The sequence below is a fragment of the Streptomyces sp. NPDC001135 genome (assembly GCF_053598395.1).
The window spans coordinates 62,711-85,800 of record NZ_JBSFKD010000033.1; the positions used below are offsets into that span (position 1 = coordinate 62,711).

The 23,090-nt window shown below is 74.7% G+C and carries 11 protein-coding genes and 1 pseudogene; 10 read left to right on the forward strand and 2 right to left on the reverse strand.

What is annotated here, in order from left to right; translation table 11 throughout:
* The first annotated feature begins 98 nt into the window (after positions 1-98).
* The 5 genes from ACWC94_RS32400 to ACWC94_RS32420 all read left to right on the forward strand — a co-directional run bounded on the left by ACWC94_RS32400 (position 99) and on the right by ACWC94_RS32420 (position 5,491).
* Positions 99-224: a hypothetical protein gene (locus tag ACWC94_RS32400; RefSeq protein ID WP_450800889.1), complete on the forward strand. Its 126-nt coding sequence runs from the start codon at positions 99-101 to the stop codon at positions 222-224.
* 101 nt (positions 225-325) lie between these two features.
* On the forward strand, positions 326-1,510 hold the full coding sequence (gene tuf / locus ACWC94_RS32405) for an elongation factor Tu (RefSeq protein ID WP_450800852.1): 1,185 nt from the start codon (positions 326-328) through the stop codon (positions 1,508-1,510).
* A gap of 85 nt (positions 1,511-1,595) precedes the next feature.
* Complete coding sequence (locus ACWC94_RS32410) at positions 1,596-2,441, forward strand: spermidine synthase (RefSeq protein WP_450800853.1); 846 nt, start codon at positions 1,596-1,598, stop codon at positions 2,439-2,441.
* A 157-nt stretch (positions 2,442-2,598) separates the two neighbouring features.
* Positions 2,599-2,802: a hypothetical protein gene (locus ACWC94_RS32415; protein ID WP_450800854.1), complete on the forward strand. Its 204-nt coding sequence runs from the start codon at positions 2,599-2,601 to the stop codon at positions 2,800-2,802.
* Between the two features lie 121 nt (positions 2,803-2,923).
* Positions 2,924-5,491: a discoidin domain-containing protein gene (locus ACWC94_RS32420; RefSeq protein WP_450800855.1), complete on the forward strand. Its 2,568-nt coding sequence runs from the start codon at positions 2,924-2,926 to the stop codon at positions 5,489-5,491.
* Positions 5,492-5,551: 60 nt separating this feature from the next.
* Here ACWC94_RS32420 and ACWC94_RS32425 read toward each other — a convergent pair whose 3' ends face one another.
* Complete coding sequence (locus ACWC94_RS32425) at positions 5,552-6,568, reverse strand: hypothetical protein (RefSeq protein WP_450800856.1); 1,017 nt, start codon at positions 6,566-6,568, stop codon at positions 5,552-5,554.
* A 92-nt stretch (positions 6,569-6,660) separates the two neighbouring features.
* Between ACWC94_RS32425 and ACWC94_RS32430 the strand changes: the two genes are divergently transcribed.
* Complete coding sequence (locus ACWC94_RS32430; RefSeq protein WP_450800857.1) at positions 6,661-7,119, forward strand: DUF4442 domain-containing protein; 459 nt, start codon at positions 6,661-6,663, stop codon at positions 7,117-7,119.
* 74 nt (positions 7,120-7,193) lie between these two features.
* On the opposite strand, the pseudogene ACWC94_RS32435 reads toward ACWC94_RS32430, so the two are convergent.
* Positions 7,194-7,577, reverse strand: a pseudogene (locus ACWC94_RS32435) (UTP--glucose-1-phosphate uridylyltransferase); the annotation flags it as partial.
* Between the two features lie 299 nt (positions 7,578-7,876).
* Here ACWC94_RS32435 and ACWC94_RS32440 point away from each other — a divergent pair.
* The 4 genes from ACWC94_RS32440 to ACWC94_RS32455 all read left to right on the forward strand — a co-directional run bounded on the left by ACWC94_RS32440 (position 7,877) and on the right by ACWC94_RS32455 (position 23,089).
* Positions 7,877-9,856, forward strand: a complete 1,980-nt coding sequence (locus ACWC94_RS32440) for an RICIN domain-containing protein (RefSeq protein WP_450800858.1) — start codon at positions 7,877-7,879, stop codon at positions 9,854-9,856.
* A gap of 386 nt (positions 9,857-10,242) precedes the next feature.
* A complete protein-coding gene (locus ACWC94_RS32445; protein ID WP_450800859.1) occupies positions 10,243-17,643 on the forward strand; it encodes an SDR family oxidoreductase in 7,401 nt (2,466 codons plus the stop codon).
* A gap of 2 nt (positions 17,644-17,645) precedes the next feature.
* Positions 17,646-22,718, forward strand: a complete 5,073-nt coding sequence (locus tag ACWC94_RS32450; protein WP_450800860.1) for a beta-ketoacyl synthase N-terminal-like domain-containing protein — start codon at positions 17,646-17,648, stop codon at positions 22,716-22,718.
* On the forward strand, positions 22,715-23,089 hold the full coding sequence (locus ACWC94_RS32455) for an acyl carrier protein (protein ID WP_450800861.1): 375 nt from the start codon (positions 22,715-22,717) through the stop codon (positions 23,087-23,089). Before ACWC94_RS32450 ends, ACWC94_RS32455 begins: the two co-directional genes overlap by 4 nt.
* Position 23,090: the final 1 nt, after the last annotated feature.

The window sequence follows — 23,090 nt, forward strand, 5'->3', positions numbered from 1 at the left end:
CAGATAACGCCCGCACGGCAGGGGGTGCAACCCGCGTCGGGAGGGGCGCCGCGCGGTGGGGCGTGGCCCCCCGCGGGAAAACCGTTCGACGCCGGAACATGTCATCGACGATGATCGACGGCATGTTCCGGTACGCCTTCCTCCTCGCAGCATCCGCCGTCGCGGATGCGCCGAAGGCTGCCGTCCCGATCCTCGCGGCCGCTGTCGACGGCGCCCGAAGCTGACCCTCTCCGGAACGTCCGGCGGACCCCGCAGGGGGAGGGTCGGCCCGTCCCGTGGGGTCCCGCATTCCCTGACGACCAGCAGAGGCTTCGAGGTAACAGCCATGTCCAAAACGGACTACGTGCGCACCAAGCCGCACCTGAACATCGGCACCATGGGGCACGTCGACCACGGCAAGACCACCCTGACCGCCGCCATCACCAAGGTCCTCGCCGAGCGCGGCACCGGCGGCACCACCCGCTACGTTTCGTTCGACCGCATCGACCGGGCCCCGGAGGAGGCCGCCCGCGGTATCACCATCAACATCGCGCACGTCGAGTACGAGACCGACACCCGGCACTACGCCCACGTGGACATGCCCGGCCACGCCGACTACGTCAAGAACATGGTCACCGGAGCCGCGCAGCTAGACGGGGCGATCCTCGTCGTCTCCGCGCTCGACGGGATCATGCCGCAGACCGCGGAACACGTGCTGCTCGCCCGGCAGGTGGGTGTGGACCACATCGTCGTCGCGCTCAACAAGGCCGACGGCACGGACGACGGGGAACTCGTCGACCTCGTCGAGCTGGAGGTCCGCGACCTGCTCACGGCCCAGGGCTACCCCGGCGACTGCGTCCCCGTCGTACGGGTCTCGGGCCTGAGGGCGCTGGAGGGCGACCCGCGCTGGACGGCGTCCGTCGAGGCGCTGCTCGACGCGGTGGACACCTATGTGCCCCTGCCGGAGCGGTACCTGGACGCGCCGTTCCTGCTCCCCGTGGAGAACGTGCTCACCATCACCGGGCGCGGCACCGTCGTCACGGGCGCGGTGGAGCGGGGGACGCTCCGCCCGGGGGACCGGGTGTCCGTGCTGGGCGCCGGCGTGGAGAGCGTGGTCACCGGTCTGGAGACCTTCGGCAAGCCGATGAGGGAGGCTCAGGCCGGGGACAACGTGGCGGTGCTGCTGCGAGGGGTGCCGCGGGACGCCGTGCGGCGCGGGCACGTCCTGGCGGCACCCGGGAGTGTGGTGCCGGCCCGGCGGTTCTCCGCGCGGGTGTATCTGCTGTCGGGGCGCGAGGGGGGCCGTACGACGCCGGTCGCGAGCGGGTACCGGCCGCAGTTCTACATCCGTACGGCGGATGTGGTGGGGGACGTCGACCTCGGGGAGGCGGGGGTCGCCCGGCCGGGGGAGACGGTGACCATGAGCGTCGAACTGGGCCGGGAGGTCCCGCTGGAGCCGGGGCTCGGGTTCGCCATCCGGGAGGGCGGCCGGACGGTGGGTGCGGGAACGGTTGACTCCGTCGGTTCCTAGGGGTGGGGTGCGCGGGGGACCGCCGGTCCGTCGTGGCTGGTCGTGCGGTTCCCCGCCCCCTGCGGGGCGGGTCACAATGGGTCCCGTGACCGAGCAGATACCCGTGACCCGCACCACGGACCACGGCACCGCCAAGCTGATGCCCGACGTCGACCGGGCACGGGCCTGGTTGCTGACGGTCGACGGAGCGCCGCAGTCGTACGTCGATCTCGACGAGCCGGCGTATCTGGAGTTCGAGTACGCGCGGCGGCTCGGGCATGTGCTGGACACCGTGGCCGAGGCGGGGCGGGCGCTGGACGTGGTGCACCTCGGCGGGGGCGCGCTGACGCTGCCCAGGTACGTGGCGGCCACCCGGCCGGGCTCGCGGCAGGACGTCGTCGAGGCCGACCGGGGGCTGCTGGAACTGGTCGCCGAGCACCTGCCGCTGCCGGCGGGCTCGGGCATCGCGCTGCACGCGGGCGATGCCCGGGCCTGGCTGGAGACGGCCCCGGACGACCATGCCGATGTGCTGATCGCCGACGTGTTCGGCGGGTCCCGGGTGCCGGCGCACCTCACCACGCTCGCGTACGCCCGGGAGGCCGAACGGGTGCTGCGGCCCGGCGGGGTCTATCTGGCCAATCTCGCCGACGCGGCGCCGTTCGCGTTCCTGCGCTCCCAACTGGCCACCCTCGCGGCCGTTTTCGAGGAGCTGGCCCTGATCGCCGAGCCCGCCGTGCTGCGCGGCCGGCGGTTCGGGAACACGGTGCTCGTGGCCGCGCACCGGCCCCTCGACACGGCCGTCCTGGCCCGCCGGACCGCGGCGGACGCCTTTCCGGCCCGGGTCGAACACGGTGCGGGCGTAAGGGAGTTCACCGGTTCGGCGCGACCGGTCGAGGACGCCGGTGCCGTGCCGTCACCCGAGCCGCCCGACGGGGCGTTCGGCATCGGCTGACGCGGTCACCGAAACGGGTGCTCCCCCAGTCGGCTGCGCTCGGCGGGAATGTGACCTTGACCGCGTGCATGGTGAGTCCATGAACACTGCACAGCCGAACCCGGCCAAGTACCCGCTCCTCCGTCCCCGTGTGCCGCGAATATGCGCGGTGAGTGCCGTGAGCGCCCTCCTGGGCCTGGCCTGCCTGGCAGGCACGGCGAACGCCGCAGCGGCCGCGCCCCCCGCCCCGCACGCCGCCGCACAGGCGACGGGCGGGGCGGCGGTCCCAACCAACGTCCACCGCGCGCCCGTCCGTCCCGGTGGCGGCGACTACGGCGACGACGACGAGTGCGACGGTCTCATCATCCTCCTCTGCATCTGACGGAACCCTCGCGGCAATTCCGACCGCGTCCCGCCCCGCCGAGGACACCGACGGGGCGGGACGCCCCACGTCTTCCCCAGGTCGACGTCTGCGACCGTTTCCCACCGTTCGGAGGGGCGTCATGACAGGTGCGCCAGGCAGGCTGCGCAGGGTCACGTCACGAGCCACCGGCCTCGTTCTCCTGGTCTGTGCGGCAGCGGCCCCCGGGCTGATACAGCCGGAGTCGGCCCTCGCGCATCGCGCGGCAGCGGTACGAGGCACGGACCCGCACCCCGACGGGCACATACCGATGCCCCCGGGGGTCCACGGCGAGGTCGTTCCCGAGGAGGCCATGCGGCCTCCCGCTCCCCTCCTGCCGCGAGAGGGATGGACCGCCACCGCCGACAGCGAGGAGACGCAGGCGGGTGACGAGCGCGCCCAGATGGCGCTGGACGGCGACCCCGGCACCCTGTGGCACACCAAGTGGTCCGATGACGAACCCCCGCGGCCGCACGCCATCACCATCGACATGCACCGCACCGCCGTCGTCTCCGGCATGGTCTACCAGCCGCGCCAGGACGGCAGCCCCAACGGCCGGATCGGCGAGTACGCCCTCTCCGTGAGCGGCGACGGCACGGTGTGGGGAAAGCCCGTGGCCACGGGAATGCTGGCCGACGACGCGACCACCAAGACACTGCGTTTCGCCGCCGCCCGCGCCCGCTACGTGCGGCTGACCGTCACCTCCGAGGCCGGCGGTCGCGGACCGTGGGCCTCGGCGGCGGAGATCAACCTGCTCGGCGACCCGGGCGGGCCCGCCCCCGGGGCCGATCTGCCGCGCGACGGGTGGACCGCCACCGCGTCCAGCGAGGAGACCCAGGACGCCGACGACGGCGCCCGGAACGTGCTGGACGGTGACTCCGGCACGCTGTGGCACACCCAGTGGAGCGGTACCGTCCCGCCGCTGCCGCACAGCATCACCATCGACATGCACCGCACCGCGGTCGTCTCAGGTCTCAGCTACGACCCGCGTACAGACGACAGCCCCAACGGCCGGATAGGCCAGTACTCGATCACCACCAGCCTGGACGGCACCGCTTTCGGGAAGCCCGTGGCGAGCGGGACCTGGAAGGACGACGACACCGTCAAGGGCGCCACGTTCGGCCAGCCCGTCAGCGCCCGCTACGTCCGGCTGACCGCACTCACCGAGGCCGGTGGGCGCGGACCGTGGACGTCGGCGGCCGAACTGCGCCTGAGCGGCCCCGCCGACCCCGCCGTACACGGCCGGTGGAGTTCCGTGATCGGCTTCCCGCTGGTGCCGGTGGCCGCCGCCGTCCTGCCCAACGACAAACTCCTGACCTGGTCCGCCTACGCACCCGACCGCTTCGGCGGAAGCAACGGCTACACCCAGACCGCCGTCATGGACCTGGCCACCGGCAAGATCACTCAGCGCCGGGTGGACAACACCAAGCACGACATGTTCTGTCCGGGCGTCGCGCTCCTTTCCGACGGCCGGGTCCTGGTGACCGGCGGTAGCAACGCCGAGCGTGCCAGCATCTACGACCCCGCCACCGACAAGTGGGCCTCCACCAGCGACATGAACATCGCGCGGGGCTACCAGGGCATGACCCTGCTGCCCAACGGTGACGCGTTCGTCATCGGCGGCTCCTGGCAGCAGGACAACGCCCCGGACAAGGGCGGCGAGGTCTGGTCGGCCGCCACCGGCACCTGGCGCAAGCTGTCCGGCGTACCGGTCACCCCCATCCTGACCGCCGATCCGGCGGGCCCCTACCGGGCGGACAACCACGCCTGGCTGTACGCCACGTCCAAGGGACGCGTCCTGCAGCTCGGCCCCAGCAAGCAGCTCAACTGGATCACCACCGACGGCGACGGCAGCATCACCCCGGCCGGCACCCGCGCCGACAGCGTCGACGCGATGAACGGCGACGCCGTCCCCTACGACGTGGGCAAGTTCCTCACCCTGGGCGGCGCCACGGCGTACGAGAACGCGACAGCCACCAACCGCGCCTACACCGTCGACGCGAACGGCAGCAACGGCAAGCCCGTCAGCGCCCGCACCGGCGACATGTCCTACGCCCGCTCCTTCGGCAACAGCGTCGTCCTGCCCGACGGCAAGGTCGCGGTCTTCGGCGGGCAGTCCTATGCCAAGCCCTTCAGCGACGGCCACTCCGCCCTGACCCCCGAGATCTGGGACCCCGCCACCGGCCGCTTCACACCCCTGGCGTCCATGGCGATCCCGCGCAACTACCACAGCGTCGCGAGTCTGCTGCCCGACGGGCGTGTCTTCACCGGAGGCGGCGGCCTGTGCGGCGACTGCCAGACCAACCACGCCGACGGGGCGATCTTCACCCCGCCCTCCCTCCTCAACACCGACGGCACCGAGAAACCCCGGCCCCGCTTCGTCGGCGACGTACCCGCGAAGGTCGCGTACGGGCAGCAGCTGAAGGTGACGACCGACGTGCCCGTCGACAAGTTCGCCCTGATCCGGGCCGGAGCCTCGACGCACTCCATCGACAACGACCAGCGCCGTATACCGCTGACGCCCCGCAAGACCGGAACCAACACCTACCAACTGACCGTCCCGGCCGACTCCGGTGTGGCACTCCCCGGTACGTACATGCTCTTCGCGCTCGACACACACGGCGTTTCCAGCACGGCCGCGATCCTCAACGTCAACTCCGCCGGCAAGTGAGGTCTGCGACCGCGCCGACGGCCCGTACGGCCGCGCTTGCCGGCGCGGCCGTACCCACCGCTACTCGTGCGTCGGACTTCCGTGCAGCCGGACCGTGCTGAGGATCTTCAGGACGGTCGCCCTGGGGACCTCACCCTTCACGCCGGTGGCCCCGAAGAAGTTGACCGACACATAGTCGCTGGCCGCGTTCTTGAAGCCGAACGTGAGTGCCTGACCGTCGGTCACGCACTTGCCCTTGCGCGGAGTGTGGTGCGACTGGGCCCACGCGTAGCTGCCCTCGATGCCCGAAGCGGTCTTGAAGGGGGTGGCCTTCTTGTCCCACGAGAGGCTCTTCTTGTCCGGCATGGTGTAGGCGCCGTAGACCCACCAGGGCGGCGTGTTGATCGCGATCTCGTCCGTGTTCTTGGCACCGCTGGCGCCCTTGGCGCCCACGGTCGCCAGCTGGGTGTCCTCGGTGCGGCCGTCCTTGTCGTCGTCGGACGTGCACCAGGTGGGCTGGTACTCGGCGAGGCCCGACATGGTGATGCCCGTGTTGGCCTGGCCCTTCGGGAAGTCGAAGATGATCGCGGCGTCCGGTTTGTCGACCTGCCAGTCCGCGGGCACGTCGTAGGCGACGCCCCACTTGGAGTTCACCACGACCCTCCAGCCGGCGATGGTCGGCTTCTCGGCGCCGGTGCCGCGCGGGTCGTCGGTCGCGGACGAGGTGGCCGACGGCTGCCCGGCCGGCTTGCTCGTGTGCTGACCGCCCTTGCCGCCGGCCTCGTCGTCCTTGCCGCCGTTCGAGCCGAGAACCAGATAACCGGTCACACCGGCGGCGACCACGACCGCCGTGGCCGCGAGGATCGCGATCAGTTTCGTGCGGCCGCCGCCCTGCGGGGGCTGCGGGAGGGGTGCGGTGGGCGGCTGCTGCTGCCCCCACTGCGGCTGCTGACCGTACTGCCCGGCCGGCGGGTACTGCTGGTACCCCGGTTGCTGGTACGGGTTCGGCTGCTGGTACCCCGGCTGCTGGTACGGGTTCTGCTGCGGATGCTGCTGCGGGTTCGGCGCGCCCCCTGGCGGCTGCTGATCTGGCCACATGGCCAGTAACCCTAGTGCGGCCCGGGACACGATTCGGTCACTGGCCCTCGCCAGGGTCGTAGCGAAGCCCTACTCGTGAGTAACATAACGGCATGAGCGCAGACCAGATGTCGATCGGCGAGATGCTCGCCGCCACCGTGCCCATGGCCCGGACCCTGAACCTGGAGTTCCTGGAGACCACCCCCGACAAGGCCGTCGTGTCCCTGCCGGACCAGGGCGCCTACCACAACCACGTGGGCGGCCCGCACGCCGGCGCGATGTTCACGCTCGGGGAGTCGGCCAGCGGGGCCATCGTGCTGGCCGCCTTCGGCGACCAGCTCTCCCGCGCGGTGCCGCTCGCCGTACGTGCCGACATCGCCTACAAGAAGCTGGCGATGGGCGCCGTCACCGCGACCGCGACGCTGGGCCGCCCGGCCGCCGACGTCGTCGCCGAACTGGACGCCGGGCAGCGCCCCGAGTTCCCGGTGACGATCGAGATCCGGCGCGCGGACGGTGCCGTGACGGGCGAGATGACCGTCCTGTGGACGCTGCGCCCCAACCAGCAGGACTGACCGGGCACTTGGCGAGGGGCTCCGCGTGCGGGGCCCCTCTTCCCGTCGTCCCAGGCGGCCCGGCGACCTCCCGCAGTCGCGCTCGCGCCGTCCTGGAGTCCCGCCGTGAACTCCTTGAGCCGGCCGATGAACGCGGGTCCCGGGTCCGGGCGGGCACAGGCCGGCCGGACCAAAGACGACCCCGTGCACGGTGCCGTTCGCCGCGAGGTCCTGGAGGGCGTCGGTCGGCTGGATCTCGCCGCCGCGGCCCGGCGGGGTGCGCTCCAGGACGTCGAACACGCCCAGGTCGAGGACGGAGCGGCCGATGACCGCGTACCGGCTCGGCGCGGCCCGCGGTGCGGCTTCTCCACCAGCCCGGCCATCCGTACGACGCCTTCCTCGCCGGCCGGTTCCACCGCCGCGCAGCCGTAGCGACGGATCTGCTCCGGGGCCCCCATCAGGGCGACCACGCTGCCCGCCCGAGCCCGGCCGGGCCGTGCCGGCGGACGCGGATGAGAGCGGGCCCGGAGAAACACAGGAACCGGCTGTGGAAGTGATACCGCCGGTAACTATTGTGGATTTCACCGACGTTGATGCCGAGTCAAACGAACTTCTTGTTTCCTGTCAGCCGCGTGTGCGAAGGTGAGCCTCCCCGCGGGAGGGCAAAGGCAGGCGTCGAACGCCAAGGCCGGCCCTTTAGGTATGCACCAATTCGGCACTGCTTTCCGACAGGACGGCATTTCGTGCGCGGTCCTGCGGCTGGAAAGGACATGGTTCCGTGCAGTCCCCTCACCCCCCACGCCCGCCGTACCCGCCGCTGCCCGGTCCGACCGGGGAGTCCGACCGCAATCTCGCCGCCCTGCTCGGCGGCCCGCACCCCGCCCGCCATCACGCCGTCGCCCTGCTGCTGGCCCGCCACTGGCGGGCCGCCCGCGACTACGCCGTCGTCTGCCTGACCTCCGCCTGTCCCACCGCCCACCTCGTGGCCACCGCCGCCTTCCACGAGGTCCTCGGCCGTATGGCGGGCGGGGTGGTCGGCGGCGCCCTGCGCCCGCAACTGCTGGCCGCCGTCCGCGACATCGTCCGCACGTGGGCGGACGACGACGCGGCCTGTGCGACTCTGCCGGAATTGCGCAAACCCGCCGGCGGACGGGGACTGCGGGCGACAAAGCCCGGAACGCCGGAAAGGCGGCAACTCGCCGAGCGTGCATTCCAGGCCCTTCCCGGCGCCTCGCAATGCCTTCTGTGGCACACCGAGGTCGAAGCGGAACCGATAAACATACCCGCCGGTCTGCTGGGGATCGACCACGCCACCGCGACGACCGCCCTGGAGCAGGCCCGCGAGCAATTCCGCGCCGCATGCGTCCGCGCCCACCGGGAACTCGCGCCCTCCCGGGAATGCCGCTTCTACACCCGGCTCCTCGACGTCCCGCTGCGCCGCGGCGGCGCCCTGCTGCCGGATGTGCGACAGCATCTGACGGTCTGCGCGTACTGCCGGCACGCCGCCGAAACCTTCGCGCTGTTCGACGACAGCCCCGGACTCCTGCTCGCCGAGACCGTCCTCGGCTGGGGAGCCCGCCGCTATCTCGACTCCCGCCCGGAGTACGACGCCGCCGAGGAGGCGCCGCAGGCACCGGCGCCCGGCCAGGAGGGAACCGGGGCCGGCGGCAGGCACCGCCTCGGCACCCGCGGACGCCACCGCACCGCCCTGGCCGTCGGCGTCGGGCTGGCCTCCCTCGCGCTGCTCGCCACCGTTCTCGTGGCCAGGAGCTGGTCCGATGACAACGGTGTCCCGGCGCCCGGTGCCACCTGGGGCGCACCGGCCGGCCGCACCACGCGCCCGGACGGCACCGGCGGTCGGTCCGGCACCTCCCCCTCGGCCGCCACGGTCGGCGAAACCGTCGAGATCGCCCGCGGCAGCCTGCGCGGCCTCGCCTCCGGCCGCTGCCTCGACGTGCGCGGGAACGCCGTGGAGCCGGGCGCGGGTCTCGCGCTCGCGCCGTGCTCGCCCGCCGTCTCGCAGTGGTCGTACCAGGACGACGGGTTGCTGCGCAGCGCCGCCGACCCGGCGCTGTGCCTGGCCGCCGACCCCGGGACGAAGAACGTCGTGCTGGCCGGGTGCGTCGTGCACGCCGGAGAGGTGGCGTACGACTTCACCGTGCGGGGCGAGATCCTGCTCCGCCGACCCGGGGGCCTCGCGCTCGCCGCGGGCTCGGGCGGCCTCTGCGCGCGTGTCGGGCTGGCCCCGCGCGACGGTTCGCCGGAACAGCGCTGGGCGGTGGAGCCGGGTGCGGACGGAGTACGGCGACCCGACGCGGCGCCGGGTGCGCCTGGCGGTCCGGACGGTATCGGTGCCCGGGGCGGCGCCGGTGCGGACGGGGGCCGGGACCGGCGGCCGGGGCACGCCAAGGGGGATGCCTCGCGGGGCGGGTCGAAGGGTGACGGGCGAGGGGCCGCGCATGCGGGAGGGGCCCGGCCGGGGGAGCCGGGAGAGGCGAACGGGACCCGGATCGCCCAGGTCCGCGCGGATCACGGCCGGCACCGGGCGGTGGGGCCCGGCGGGGCGATACACGCGGCCCACGACGTCCTTGCGCCGATCACGGGGCGCGGGGCTCCGCCGTCGATCGCGGTGCGGGAGGCCCGCCCCGCGGTGCCGGTGCGCCCCGGTCATCCGCGGGTGCCGGCGCGTGACGCCCCGCCGCCCATCGCCGGGCCGGCCGCCGCCGTCCCGACGGCCGTGGGGGCGCGGCTGCGCTGACGCGCCGCGGGCCGACACCCGACACCCGGCCGGGTTCGAGCCACCGCGCCGACGGCATGCGGGTTTTACAGACTTCCGGCGAATGTCCCGGTGCCCGGCGGACGGGTGAACGCGAGGCCGAACCGGCGGGCACTTCGCCGGATATATGGGGGTGTGGCGCGTGGGCCCGGGTGGTCCCGCGCCCGCACCCGTGAGGGGAATGACCGCGTTTCCCGGTTCTTGCGGGCAATTCGTCCCGCTGGCCGAATCGATGTCACGGCGCGTGAAAAGGGCGCGACGTTATTGACCCATGAGTAGGCCGAGGCTAGGTTCCGGTGCCCTCGCACCAGAGCGTTCCGCCGCACACACCCCCCACCGTGCTGTCTCGCCGATCGTGCCGGAGCATCATGACCTCGCCTGTGCGCGCCCACGACCTCGTCCTGTGCCTCACTCCCTTCGGAGCCCCCGATGCCGCTCTCACCGCAGCCGCCTGCGCCGCCGGCGCGCTCGGCATCCTCGACCTGGGCACCGGCGACCGAAGTTCCCGGGAGGAGCTGGCGCGGCTGAGACGAGCCGCTCCGGGACCCTTCGGCGTACGGGTGACCGGCCGCTGCGTCCTGACCCCGGCCGAGGCCGGCGACGCCCCCGACACCGTGGTCCTCACCCCGGACGCCCCCTGGAGACCGGCTGAACTCACCCCGTCCTGCCGGGTGCTGGCGGAGGCCACGGACATCGCCGAGGCGCGCGCCGCCGTACGCGACGGCGCCCGGGGACTGATCGCCCGGGGCGGCGAGAGCGGTGGCCGGGTCGGCGAGCTGAGCACCTTCGTACTGCTGCAACAGCTGCTGCGCGACGAGGAGTTGGGTGGCGTCCCGGTCTGGGCCTGCGGCGGCATCGGGCCGCGTACGGCGGCTGCCGCCGTGGCCGGCGGTGCCGCCGGGGTCGTCCTCGACAGTCAGCTGGCCCTGCTCACCGAATCGGGCCTGCCCGAGACGGTCCGCTCGGTGCTGCGCTCCCTGGACGGTTCGGAGACGGTGCTGCTGGGCGGCCACCGGGTCCTGCGGCGCCGGGGGCCGGACGCCCCGCGGCCGCCCGCCGACGACCCGGAGGCGGTCGCGTCCCTGCTGGACGCCGGCGAGCTGCGCGGCCGGCTGCTGCCCGTGGGCCAGGACGGCTTCCTCGCCGCCCGCTTCGCCGAACGGTACGCAGACGTACGGCGCACGGTGCGGGAGGTGTCGGCGGCGCTGCGCGGCACGGCCGACGGCGATCCGGCTCTCGCCCTGCGTCCCGGGTCGGCCATGAGCAGAGCGCTCGGCACCCGGCTCCCCGTCGCCCAGGGGCCGATGACCCGGGTCAGCGACCAGGCCGGTTTCGCCGCCGCCGTCGCCGCGGACGGAGCGCTGCCGTTCCTGGCGCTGGCCCTCGCCGACGGCGAGCGCACCCGGTCGATGCTCACCGAGGCCCGGGCCGTGCTGGCCGGGCGGCCCTGGGGCGTGGGGGTGCTCGGCTTCGCGCCCGAGGACATCAGGGGCGCCCAGCTTGAGGCCGTACGGGAGCTGCGGCCCACGCACGCGGTCATCGCCGGCGGACGGCCCGCCCAGGCCGAGACGCTGGAGCGGGCCGGGATCCGCACCTTCCTGCACGTGCCCTCGCCGGGACTGCTGCGGCAGTTCCTGGACGCGGGTGCGCGCCGGTTCGTGTTCGAGGGGTCCGAGTGCGGTGGGCACGTCGGGCCGCGGGCTTCCTTCCCGCTGTGGGAGGCCCAACTCGCCGTACTGGAGGACTTCCTGGCCCAGGCCGACGACGGTGCCGCACAGCGGCTGGAGGTGTTCTTCGCCGGCGGGGTCCACGACGAGCGGTCGGCGGCGATGGTCGCGGCCCTGGCCGCGCCGCTCACCGCCCGCGGCGCCGCCGTCGGCCTGCTCATGGGCACCGCCTACCTGTTCACCGAGGAGGCCGTGGCGCACGGCGCCATCCGGCCCCTCTTCCAGCGACAGGTCCTCGCCGCCACCACGACCGCCCTGCTGGAGACCGCCCCCGGCCACGCCACCCGCTGCGTCCCGAGCCCCTTCACCGGCGACTACCGCGACCGGCAGGCCGCCTTACGAGCGCGGGGCCTGCCCGACCGCGAGATCTGGGAGAGCCTGGAACGGCTGAACGTGGGCCGGCTGCGCATCGCCAGCAAGGGCGTCGAGCGCGGCACCGACGGCGCGCTGACGGCCGTCGGTGAGGAACGGCAGCTCGCGGACGGGATGTTCATGGCCGGCGAGGTCGTCGTCCTGCGCTCGGCGACCACCACCCTGGCGGACCTGCACCGCTCGGTGACCGACGGCGCCGCCGACTTCCTGACACGGCGGGCCGCGCGCCCCGGGCCCCTCACCCCGGCCGAACCCGTGCCGCTCGCCCCGCCCGCCCCGCTCGACATCGCGATCGTCGGCATGGCCTGCATGTTCCCCGGGGCACCCGACCTCGCCGCCTTCTGGGCCAACATCGTCACCGGACGCGACGCCGTCACCGAGGTCCCGCCCGAGCGCTGGGACCCGGCCGTCCACCACACCAGCGGGAGCACGGCGTCCCAGTGGGGCGGCTTCCTGCCCCGCATCCCCTTCGACCCGCTGCGCTACGGCATCCCGCCCACGTCCCTCGGCAGCATCGAACCCGTCCAGCTGCTGTCCCTGGAGGCCGCCCGCCGGGCGCTGGAGGACGCCGGATACGGCGAACAGGGGCGGGAGTTCGACCGCTCACGGACCTCCGTGGTCTTCGGCGCCGAGGCGGGCAGCGACCTGTCCAACGCCGTCACCCTGCGCGCCGTCCTCCCCTCCTACTACGGCAAGGTGCCCGACGGCATCGAGGAGCAGCTGCCCCGCCTGACCGAGGACTCCTTCCCCGGCATGCTCGCCAACGTCGTCTCCGGCCGGATCGCCAACCGGCTGGACCTCGGCGGCGCCAACTTCACCGTCGACGCCGCCTGCGCGTCCTCCCTCGCCGCCCTCGACGTGGCCTGCAAGGAACTCGTCACCGGCACCAGCGACCTCGTGCTGTGCGGCGGTGCCGACCTGCACAACGGGATCAACGACTTCGTCCTGTTCTCCTCCGTCCACGCGCTCTCGCCGACCGGACGCTCCCGCGCCTTCGACGCCTCGGCCGACGGCATCGCCCTCGGCGAGGGCGTGGCCTGTGTGGTCCTCAAACGGCTCGCGGACGCGGAACGGGACGGCGACCGGATCTACGGCGTCGTCAAGGGTCTCGGCTCGGCCAGCGACGGCCGCTCACTCGGCCTGACCGCACCCCGCCCCGAGGGCCAGCGGGCGGCGCTGGAGCGGGCCTACCGCAACGCCGGTGTCTCGCCCGCCGACGTCGGTCTGGTCGAGGCGCACGGCACGGGCACGGTCGTCGGCGACCGCACCGAACTGACCGTACTCGCCGAGGTGTTCGCCGAGGCCGGGGCGGAGACCGGCAGCTGTGCGCTCGGCTCGGTCAAGTCGCAGATCGGGCACACCAAGTGCGCCGCCGGACTCGCCGGTCTGATCAAGACCGCCCTCGCCCTCCACACCGGGATCACCCCGCCCACCCTGCACCTGGAGCGGCCCAACCCGGCCTGGGCGGAGGACGAGAGCCCGTTCGCCTTCCACACCCGAGCCCGGCCCTGGACGGCACCGGCCGCCGAACGCCTCGCCGGTGTGAGTGCGTTCGGCTTCGGCGGCACCAACTTCCACGCGGTCCTCGCCGGCCACGCCGCGGCCGTACCGCCCCGGCAGGCCCTGGACGCCTGGCCGGCCGAGCTGTTCCTCTTCCGGGGCAGGGACACGGCGACGGCCCACCGCCACGCCGAGGACCTCCTCCGTGCCGCCGAGACCGCCGGCCGCCCCTGGCGCCTGCGCGACCTCGCCCTCGCCGCGGCCCGCCGCGCCGACACCTCCCACGAACCGGTACGCGCCGCGATCGTGGCCCACGACACCGAGGAACTGATCGGCCACCTGCGACGACTCCTCACCGGCGCCCCAGATCCGGCCGCCGGGATCCACGTCGCGGGGCCCGGAGAGGACGGTGTCGGGGGGCTGGCCGAGGGTGGGGTCCCTGGACCGGCGAGTGTCGAGGTCGTGGGGCTGACGGAGGCCGGGCCCGGGGTAGCGGCGAGCGGTGCGGTGGCGGGTCCGGCGGAGGGCGGGGTTGCTGGGCCGGTGGTGGGTGGGGGTGCGGGGGCGGTGCGTGGTCAGGTCGCGGGCCGGGTGGGTGGCGAGGTCGGGGACCCGGCGGAGGGAGTGGCCGCCTGGCCAGCGGTGGACGGGGTTCCCGGGCCGGCCTGTGGTCAGGTCGCCGGGACGGCGCGTGGGAAAGTCGCCTTTCTCTTCCCCGGCCAGGGCAGCCAGCGCCCCGGCATGCTCGCCGACCTCCTCGTGCACCTCCCCGAGCTGCGGCACTACCTGGACCTCGGCCGGGCCTACGCCGACACCGTCCACCCGCCGGCCGCCTTCGCCGACACCGCCCGCGAGCGGCGCCGGGCCGCCCTCACCGACACCCGGGTCGCGCAGCCCGCCCTCGGTATCGCGGGCCTGGCCGCCCACGCCTTCCTCACCTCGGCCGGGATCCACCCCGACCAGGCCGCCGGGCACAGCTACGGCGAGCTGGTCGCCCTCACCGCGGCCGGCGCCCTCGACCCCGAGACCCTGCTGGAGCTGAGCACCGAGCGGGCCGGCGCGATCCTGGCGGCGGCGGGCGACGACCCGGGCACCATGGCCGCCGTCGGCGCATCCGCCGACACCGTCGTACGCACCCTGCGCACGACCGGCGCACCCGCCTCCGTCGTCGTCGCCAACCTCAACTCGCCCGACCAGACGGTGATTTCCGGACCGACGGCGGATGTCGAAACGGCCGTACGACTGCTGCGCGACGCCGGGCTCGGGGCGCGGCGCATCCCGGTGGCCTGCGCCTTCCACAGCCCGCTCGTGGCCGCGGCGGGGGAACGGTTCGCCAAGGTGCTCGCGGACAAGACGGTACGGGCGCCCGAGTTCCCCGTCTGGGCCAACCGCACCGCCGCACCCTACCCGCGGAGCCCCGCCGAGGTGCGCACCGAACTCGCCGCCCAGATCGGCGCCCCCGTCGCCTTCGCCGCCCAGATCGAGGCGATGTACGAGGCCGGCGCGCGCGTCTTCGTCGAGGCGGGTCCCGGCACGGTCCTCACCCGGCTGGTCGGACGGATCCTCGGCGACCGCCCACACCGCACGGTCGCCTGCGAACCGACCGCCGACAGCGGCCTGCGCGGCTGGCTCGACGCCCTCGCCCGACTCGCCGTCGCCGGGCAACCGGTGCGCACCGCCTGGCTCCTGCATGGCCGCGACGCCGTCGACGCGCTGCGCACCCCGGCGCCGCGGCGGCCGGGCTGGACGGTCGACGGACACCTCGTCCGCACCGCCGACGGAGCACTCCTGCCCGGTGCCCTCGCACCGGCCCGACGAGTCGTGGAGACGACCGTGACCACCGACCAGCCGTACGGCGCCCCGGCCGACCGGGACGCGCTCATCTCCGAGTTCCTGCGCACCAGCCGGGAGATGATCGCCGCCCAGCGCGATGTCCTGCTCACCTACTTCGGCGCCGCCCCGGGCGCCACACCGGCGGCGCCCGTCCCACCCGTGGCGCCACCGCGGACGACGACACCCGGACTGCCCGCGGCACCAGCGCGGTCGCTCGATCCGGGCGTCGCGGAGCCGGTGGACGGAGAGCCGGCGGCCGTGGAGCCGGTCGGTGACGCGGAGCGGGCCGGTGACGTGGAGCGGGTCGTCCTGGAGATCATCAGCGAACGCACCGGCTACCCCGTGGACATGATCGAGCCCGACCTCGACCTGGAGGCGGACCTCAGCATCGACTCCATCAAACGGGCCGAGATCGCCGGCGAACTCGCCAGACGCCTCGGCATCGCCGGCGGCGCGGACGTCCTGGCCGACGCCGAACTGGAGGAGCTGGCCAAGGCGCGTACGGCGGCGGCGGTGACGGGCTGGCTGACGGCACGGATCGGCGCGCGCAACGGGGACCGGAGCGGGCCGGACCGGAGCGGGCAGGGCGAGGTACCGCCGTACGTCGCCGACGGGAGCGGCGGAACCGAGGGGCGGGCCGGGACACCGTCCGTGGGCGTGGCCAGGGGAATGACCGGGGAGCCGGGCGGGCCGTCGTACCCGGAAGCCGGGAAAGGGCCGTTCGAAGGGCTGGCCGGGCCGTCGTCCCCGGATGGCGGGAGCGGCTTGTCCGAGGGGCGGGCCGGGGGGTCGTACCCGGGCGTCGGCAGCGGGTGGGCCGGGAAGCGGTCCGAGCCCTCGTCCAGCCCGGCCCTCGGGGTGGCGCCCCAGCGGTACGAGCTGCGCCCCGTGCCCCTTCCCGAGCCCGGCCCGGCCGGCGGCGACGCTCCCTCCCCGGCCGGCCGGCGATTCGCCCTCCTCGGGGACGGTGAGGGCGCGGCGGCCGAGGTCGCGGAGCGACTCGTGGCGCACGGCGCCGACACCCTGCTCCTCGAGCGAGGTCACCTCCTCACCCCCGCGGACGGCCCGGTCGACGGGATCGTGTACCTCGGCGCGCTGCCCGGCCCGGACCTCCCGGTGCTGCCGGACGCCTTCCCGGTGCTTCAGGCGGCGCTCGGCTGTGGCCCGCGCCGGCTGCTCGCCGTCCGGGCCGCCGACCGCACCGCGGCACTGCGCGCGGCCGGCCTGGACGGGCTGTTCCGCAGCATCGCCCGCGAGTACCCGGACCTGCTCGCACGGGTCGTCGCCGTCGCCGACACCGCCCCGGCGGCCGTCGCCGACGCCGTGCTCGCCGAGCTGCGCGCCCCCGAACCGGCCCCCGTCGTGCTGCGTACGGCGGCCGGGGCCCGGCACGGGCTCGCGCTGCTGCCCGCCCCCCTCGGCACGCACGCCACTACGGGCGCCGGACCGGCCGCGGACGGTGCCGCCGAAGCCGCCGCGCTCGGCCTCGACCGGGACTCGGTCGTACTGCTCGTCGGCGGCGCCCGGGGCATCACCGCGAGGTTCGCCGCCACGCTGGCCGGCGCCTGCCGGTGCCGTCTCGAGCTGCTGGGCCGTACGCCGGTGCCCCCCGCGGCCGAGGATCCGCGCACGGCCGCCGCACGCACCCCGGTCGAGCTGCGGGCCGCGCTCGCCGCCGGGCCCGGCGCGCCCGGGCCCGCCGGGATCAACCGGGCCGCCGGACTCGTCCTCGCCCAGCGGGAGATCACCACGACCCTCGCGGAACTGCGCACGCTCGGCAGCGACGCCCGCTACCGCTCGGTGGACTTCCGGAACCGGGACGCCGTCCTGCGGGCGGTCAAGGAGACCCACGCCGAACACGGCCGGCTCGACGGAGTCGTCTTCGCCGCCGGGGTGATCGAGGACCGGCTGATCGCCGACAAGACCTCCGAGTCCTTCCAACGGGTGTACGGCACGAAGACGGCCGGGGCCACCGCGCTGTTCGCCGCCCTGGACGACCTGCCCGGCGCTCCCGCGTTCACCGTGCTGTTCGGCAGCGTCGCCGCCGTCCTCGGCAACCGCGGCCAGGCCGACTACGCCGCCGCCAACGACGCTCTGGAAGCGCTCGGCGCCGACCGGGCCGCCCGGACGGGCGCCCGCACGCTGACCGTCCACTGGGGCCCCTGGGCACCGTCCCCGACGCATGGCGGCATGGTCGGCGCGGAACTCGGCCGCGCGTACGCCCGGCGCGGCATCCAGCTGATCGACTCGGACGAGGGCACCGCGGCGCTGCTGCGGGAACTCGCCTGGGGCGAACCGTCGGCCCGTGCGGTCGTCTACACCGCGTCGGGCTGGTGAACATGACGGAACGCCGGACACCCGTCGCGGTCGCCGTCGTCGGGATGGCGGTGCTGCTGCCCGGCGCCCCCGGCCTGGACGCCTACTGGCGCAACCTGCGCGACGGCGTCGACGCGATCCGCGACGTCCCCGCGGACCGCTGGGACGCCGCCGCCTACCGGCCCGGCTCGGCCGCCGGGCCCGCCGTCGCCGGCCAGGTCTACTGCCGGCGCGGCGGCTTCGTGGACGGCCTGGCCGAGGTGGACGTCAGCCGGTACGGCATCATGCCCGCCGCCGTGCCCGGCACCGAGCCCGACCAGCTGATCGCCCTCGACGTGGCCGCCGCCGCGCTCGCCGACGCGGGCGGCGAGGACCGGCTCCCGGCCCGGGACCGGATCGGTGTGGCCCTGGGCCGCGGCGGCTATCTCACCCCGGGCCTGGCCCGCCTCGACCAGCGCGTCCGCACCGCCGGACAACTGACGCGCACCCTGGGGGAGCTGTTACCCCATCTGTCGGCCGCCCAACTCGACCGCGTCCGCACGGCGTTCACCGAACGGCTCGGCCCCGACAGTCCTGAGTCCGCGATCGGCCTGGTCCCCAACCTCGCCGCCTCCCGCATCGCCAACCGGCTCGACCTGCGCGGCCCCGCGTACACGCTGGACGCGGCGTGCGCCTCCTCCCTGGTCGCCGTGGACCAGGCGGTCACCGAACTCACCACCGGCCGCTGCGACCTGATGCTGGCCGGGGGAGTGCACCACTGCCACGACATCACCCTGTGGAGCGTCTTCGCCCGGCTGCGCGCCCTGTCCCCGACCCAGCGCATCCGCCCCTTCCACCGCGACGCCGACGGCATCCTCATCGGCGAGGGCACGGGCGTCGTCGTACTGAAGCGGCTCGCGGACGCCGAACGCGACGGCGACCGCGTGTACGCGGTGATCCGTGGCACGGGCGTGGCCAGCGACGGCCGCACCGCGGGGCTCGTCGCACCCGACCCGGGCGGGCAGGCCAGAGCCGTGCGGCAGGCCTGGCGGGCCGCCGGGCTCGACCCGGCCGCAACGGACTCCGTCGGCCTCCTGGAGGCACACGGCACCGCCACCCCCGCCGGGGACGCGGCCGAACTCGCCACACTCACCGAGGTGTTCGGACCGGGAGAGGGGTACGGCGACGACGACGCCGCGCGCCCGGTCCTCGGCTCGGTGAAGTCGATGATCGGCCACACCATGCCGGCCGCCGGGGTCGCCGGCCTGGTCAAGGCCGCCCTCGCCCTCCACCACGGCACCCTCCTGCCCACCCTGCACTGCGACACCCCCCACCCCGCGCTCGCCGCCACCCGCTTCCGCACCCTGGACCGGGCCCGCCCCTGGGAGACCGACCCACGGCGACCCGTCCGCCGAGCCGCCGTGAACGCCTTCGGCTTCGGCGGGATCAACGCCCACGTGGTGCTGGAGGAGGCACCGGGGGGCCGTTCGGTGCCGGGGAGGGCGCGGGGTGCGACTGCTGAGCCGGCGGGGGCTGCGGGTGCCGGTTCGGAGGCGGCGGGGGCGGTGGCTGTGGGTCGGGTCGCGGAGGGGACTGCGGGTGCTCCTCCGGGGCACGGGGAGGCGGCGTCGCCCGGGCCGCGCTCCGCGTCCGCCCCAGCCCGCGTCACCGAGCCCGAGCGGATCCTGCTGCTCGCCGCCGGCAGCGTGGCGGACCTCGCCGTAGCGCTCGGCACCGACGACTCGGCCGTCCTCGGCGCCGGTCTCGATCCTGCCCTGCCGCACACCGGCGCCGGCCCGGTCCGGCTCGGGATCGTGGACCCGACCGCCAGGCGGCTCGCCCTGGCCCGCCGCGCGGTCGCCAAGGGCCGCGTCTGGCAGGGCCGCAGCGATGTGTGGTTCCGGCCGGGCCCGCTGCTCGGGCGGGCCGCCGGCCGGCTCGCGTTCGTCTTCCCCGGCCTGGAAGGCGACTTCACGCCGCGCACCGACGACATCGCCGCCCACTTCGGCCTCACCCCACCGCCCGGCACGGACGTCCGGGTCGGCGACGTAGGACGGCACGGCTTCGGGGTCGTCGGTGTGGGGCGCCTGCTGGACCAGGCACTGCGCCGCATGGGCGTCGTACCGGACGCGGTCGCCGGGCACAGCGTCGGCGAGTGGACGGCCATGGTGGCGGCCGGGCTGTACGCGCCGGACCAAGTGGACGCGTTCATGGCCGGGTTCGACCCCGACGCGGTCACCGTCCCCGGCCTCGTCTTCGCCGCCCTCGGCACATCAGCCGCACACGTCCGGGCCGCGCTCGCCGAGTCCTGGGCGGACTCCGGGATCGTGCTCTCCCACGACAACGCGCCCCGCCAGTCCATGGTCTGCGGACCCGGCGCGGCGGTGGACGAGTTCGTGCGGTTCCTGCGTGCCCACGGGATCATCTGCCAGGTGCTGCCCTTCCGCTCCGGCTTCCACACGCCGATGCTGGAGCCGTACGTCGCGCCCATCAAGGACGCCGCCGACCGCTTCCGGCTGCACCGGCCGACCGTGCCGGTGTGGTCCGGGACGACCGCCGGGCCGTTCCCGGACGCGGAGCCGGCGGTACGCGAGTTGTTCGTCCGGCACCTGCTGGAACCCGTCCGCTTCCGCGAGCTGACCGAGGCCCTCTACGCCGCCGGGCACCGCGTCTTCGTCCAGACAGGCCCCGGCCGGCTCACCTCCCTCATCGGTGACACCCTCGGCGACCGGGACCACCTGACCGTCGCCGCCAACGTGCCCGAACGCGCTGGCATGCCCCAACTCCGCCGGGTGGCGACGGCGTTGTGGACGGCCGGGGCACCGGTGTCGCCGGCGGTGCCCTCACGCACGGCGGGGCCGACGGTGCCGGCGCACCCCGCGGGGACGTCCGTCGCGTCGGCGGTGCCACCCCGCGCCGCGGCACCCGCCCAGGCCTCCCGGCGCAGGCCCGTCCGGCTCGATCTCGGTGCCGCCCTGGTCTCGCTGGAGGGGCCGGTACTCGACGCACTCCGCGCGGAACTGCACACGGGGCCCCCTACCGCCCACCCGGCATCTCCGGACCACCAGGTACCAGACGCCACGCACCCCCAGGGACCGCCTGCCGCGCCCCCGGACTCTCCGGGCGCGTCCGGCCTCGGCGAACTCGAAGGGCTCGCCGCGCGCTTCCCGGCCGCCGCCGAGCTGGCCGCCCTGCTGCGGGACACCGCGGACACGGCGGCACAGCTGATCAGCGCGGACCGCAGCCGTGTCCTCAACGACGCCCCCGCCGCCCGCACCCTCGCCGGCCCGACCCGCGCCGCACCACCTCTCACCGGGTCCACCGGCGCCGCACCACCCCGTGACGCGACCACCGGCGCCGCACCCTCCCTCTCCGAGCCCTCCGTCTCCGCGCCTTCCCTCTCCGCGCCCTCCCCCTCCGAGCCCGCCTTCACCGCACCCGTCCCCGGGGCGCCCGCGCCGGCCGTCACCACCGTCCGGGTCTCCCCGCGCACCATGCCCCACCTCCTGGACCACTGCTTCTTCCCGCAACGGTCCGGCTGGCCGGACGTCGAGGACCGCTGGCCGGTGGTCCCCGCCACCACGATCGTCCGGCACATGATGGACGCCGCGGAGGCGGCGGCCCCCGGCCTGCGGGCGGTCGCCGTGCACGAGGCCCGTTTCGACCGCTGGCTCACCGCCACACCCCCCGTCGACATACAGGTCACCGTGACCCCGGTCCCCCGTCACCCGGACCGCGTCACCGTCACCCCCGCCCCTGGCCGACCGGCCGGTCTCACCCTCCCCCCGGCCCCCAGCCACTCCCACCGCGTCACCGTGGCCTTCGGCCCCACCGCCCGCGCCGTCGTCGAACTCGCCCCCGGCCACCCCGCACCACCCCCGCCCGGCCCCCTCCCGGACGCCCCCGAACGCCGCCCCCAGCACACCGCGGCCCAGATCTACCGGGAGCGCTGGATGTTCCACGGCCCCGGGTTCCAGGGACTGACCGACCTCACCGCGATCGGCGAGCGGCACATCCGTGGAGTGATCACCGCGCCCGCCGCCCCCGGTGCACTGCTCGACAACGTGGGGCAGCTCCTCGGCTACTGGATCATGGCGGCCCGGACCGAGCGGACCGTCGTCTTCCCCGTGCGGATGCGGCACATGCGGTTCCACGGACCGCACCCGGCGCCCGGGACCGAGGTCGGCTGCGTGCTGCGGATCACCTCCCTCACGGACACCGTCCTGGAGGCCGACGCGGAGCTGACCGTCGGTGGTCGGGTGTGGGCCGTGATCGGCGGCTGGCAGGACCGCCGCTTCGACAACGACCCGACCACCCGCCCCGTCGAACGCTTCCCCCAGCGCCACACCCTCTCCCGGGCCATGCCCGGCGGCTGGGCGCTGGTGCACGAACGCTGGCCGGACCTCGCCTCACGCGAACTGATCATGCGCAACTCGCTCGGCGCCGCCGAGCGCACCGAGTACGCCGCCCGCCCGCCGCGCGGCCGCCGGCAGTGGCTGCTGGGCCGGATCGCCGTCAAGGACGCCGTACGGCAGTGGCTCTGGCAACACGGCGAGGGACCTGTCTTCCCGGCGGAACTGCGGGTCCACAACGACGAGTCGGGGCGCCCGTACGTCACCGGGGTGTACGGCCGCGCCCTGCCCCCGCTGGACGTCTCGCTCGCCCACCGCGGCGAGGCGGGCGTGGCGATCGTCCGCCCGCACACCCCGCGGCCCGGTCCCGGCATCGACATCGAAGAGGTCACCGAGCGCGATCCGGCGACCCTCGCCACCGCGCTCGGCCCGGCCGAACTGCGGCTCCTGCGCGCCCGCTCGGCGGACGGCACCGACCCGCAGGCCCTGTGGTTCACCCGGTTCTGGGCCGCCAAGGAGGCGGTCGCCAAGGCCGAGGGCGTCGGATTCGGCGGCCGGCCACGGGACTTCGCGGTGCTGGAGACCACCCCGGACGGCAGCCGGCTGGTGGTCTCCGGGCGGCTGGAACGCGTCTACACCGTGCGCTGCGCGGCGCTGGCCAATCCGCCCGCCCTGCCGGACCGCGCCTATGTGGCGGCCTGGACGACCGGGCCCGGAGCCGACGACGGACACCCCCACGAAGCAGCCGAGGAGCACCCCCGATGAACCCCACCCATCCGTTCCCGACGGACCCCACGCATCCGGCGCCGGCGCAGCCCACCGTCGACGCCGTGCTCGCCGACGTCACCGGCATGCTCCGCACGGTGCTGGCGGAGTACGGCGACGACGACGTGGTGATCGGGCTGTCCACCACCTTCAACCGGGACCTGGAACTGGAGAGCATCGACCTCGTCACCCTGGCCGGCCTGCTGGAGGAGCGGTACGGGCAACGCGTCAACCTCGCGGAGTTCCTGGCCGGCATGGAGTTCGACGAGATCATCGAGCTGACCGTCGGCCGGCTCGTGGAGTACGTGGTGTGGAGCCTGAAGACCACGCGGCCGAAGACCACGCAGCCGAAGACCACCCAGGCGGGCTGAG

Excerpts from the sequence above, each read along its gene's own strand:
- ACWC94_RS32445 (WP_450800859.1), top strand. The coding sequence starts at position 10,243 with ATGACCTCGCCTGTGCGCGCCCACGACCTCGTCCTGTGCCTCACTCCC.
- ACWC94_RS32400 (WP_450800889.1), top strand. The coding sequence starts at position 99 with ATGTCATCGACGATGATCGACGGCATGTTCCGGTACGCCTTCCTCCTC.
- tuf (WP_450800852.1), top strand. The coding sequence starts at position 326 with ATGTCCAAAACGGACTACGTGCGCACCAAGCCGCACCTGAACATCGGC.
- ACWC94_RS32455 (WP_450800861.1), top strand. The coding sequence starts at position 22,715 with ATGAACCCCACCCATCCGTTCCCGACGGACCCCACGCATCCGGCGCCG.
- ACWC94_RS32425 (WP_450800856.1), bottom strand. The coding sequence starts at position 6,568 with ATGTGGCCAGATCAGCAGCCGCCAGGGGGCGCGCCGAACCCGCAGCAG.
- ACWC94_RS32450 (WP_450800860.1), top strand. The coding sequence starts at position 17,646 with ATGACGGAACGCCGGACACCCGTCGCGGTCGCCGTCGTCGGGATGGCG.
- ACWC94_RS32420 (WP_450800855.1), top strand. The coding sequence starts at position 2,924 with ATGACAGGTGCGCCAGGCAGGCTGCGCAGGGTCACGTCACGAGCCACC.
- ACWC94_RS32430 (WP_450800857.1), top strand. The coding sequence starts at position 6,661 with ATGAGCGCAGACCAGATGTCGATCGGCGAGATGCTCGCCGCCACCGTG.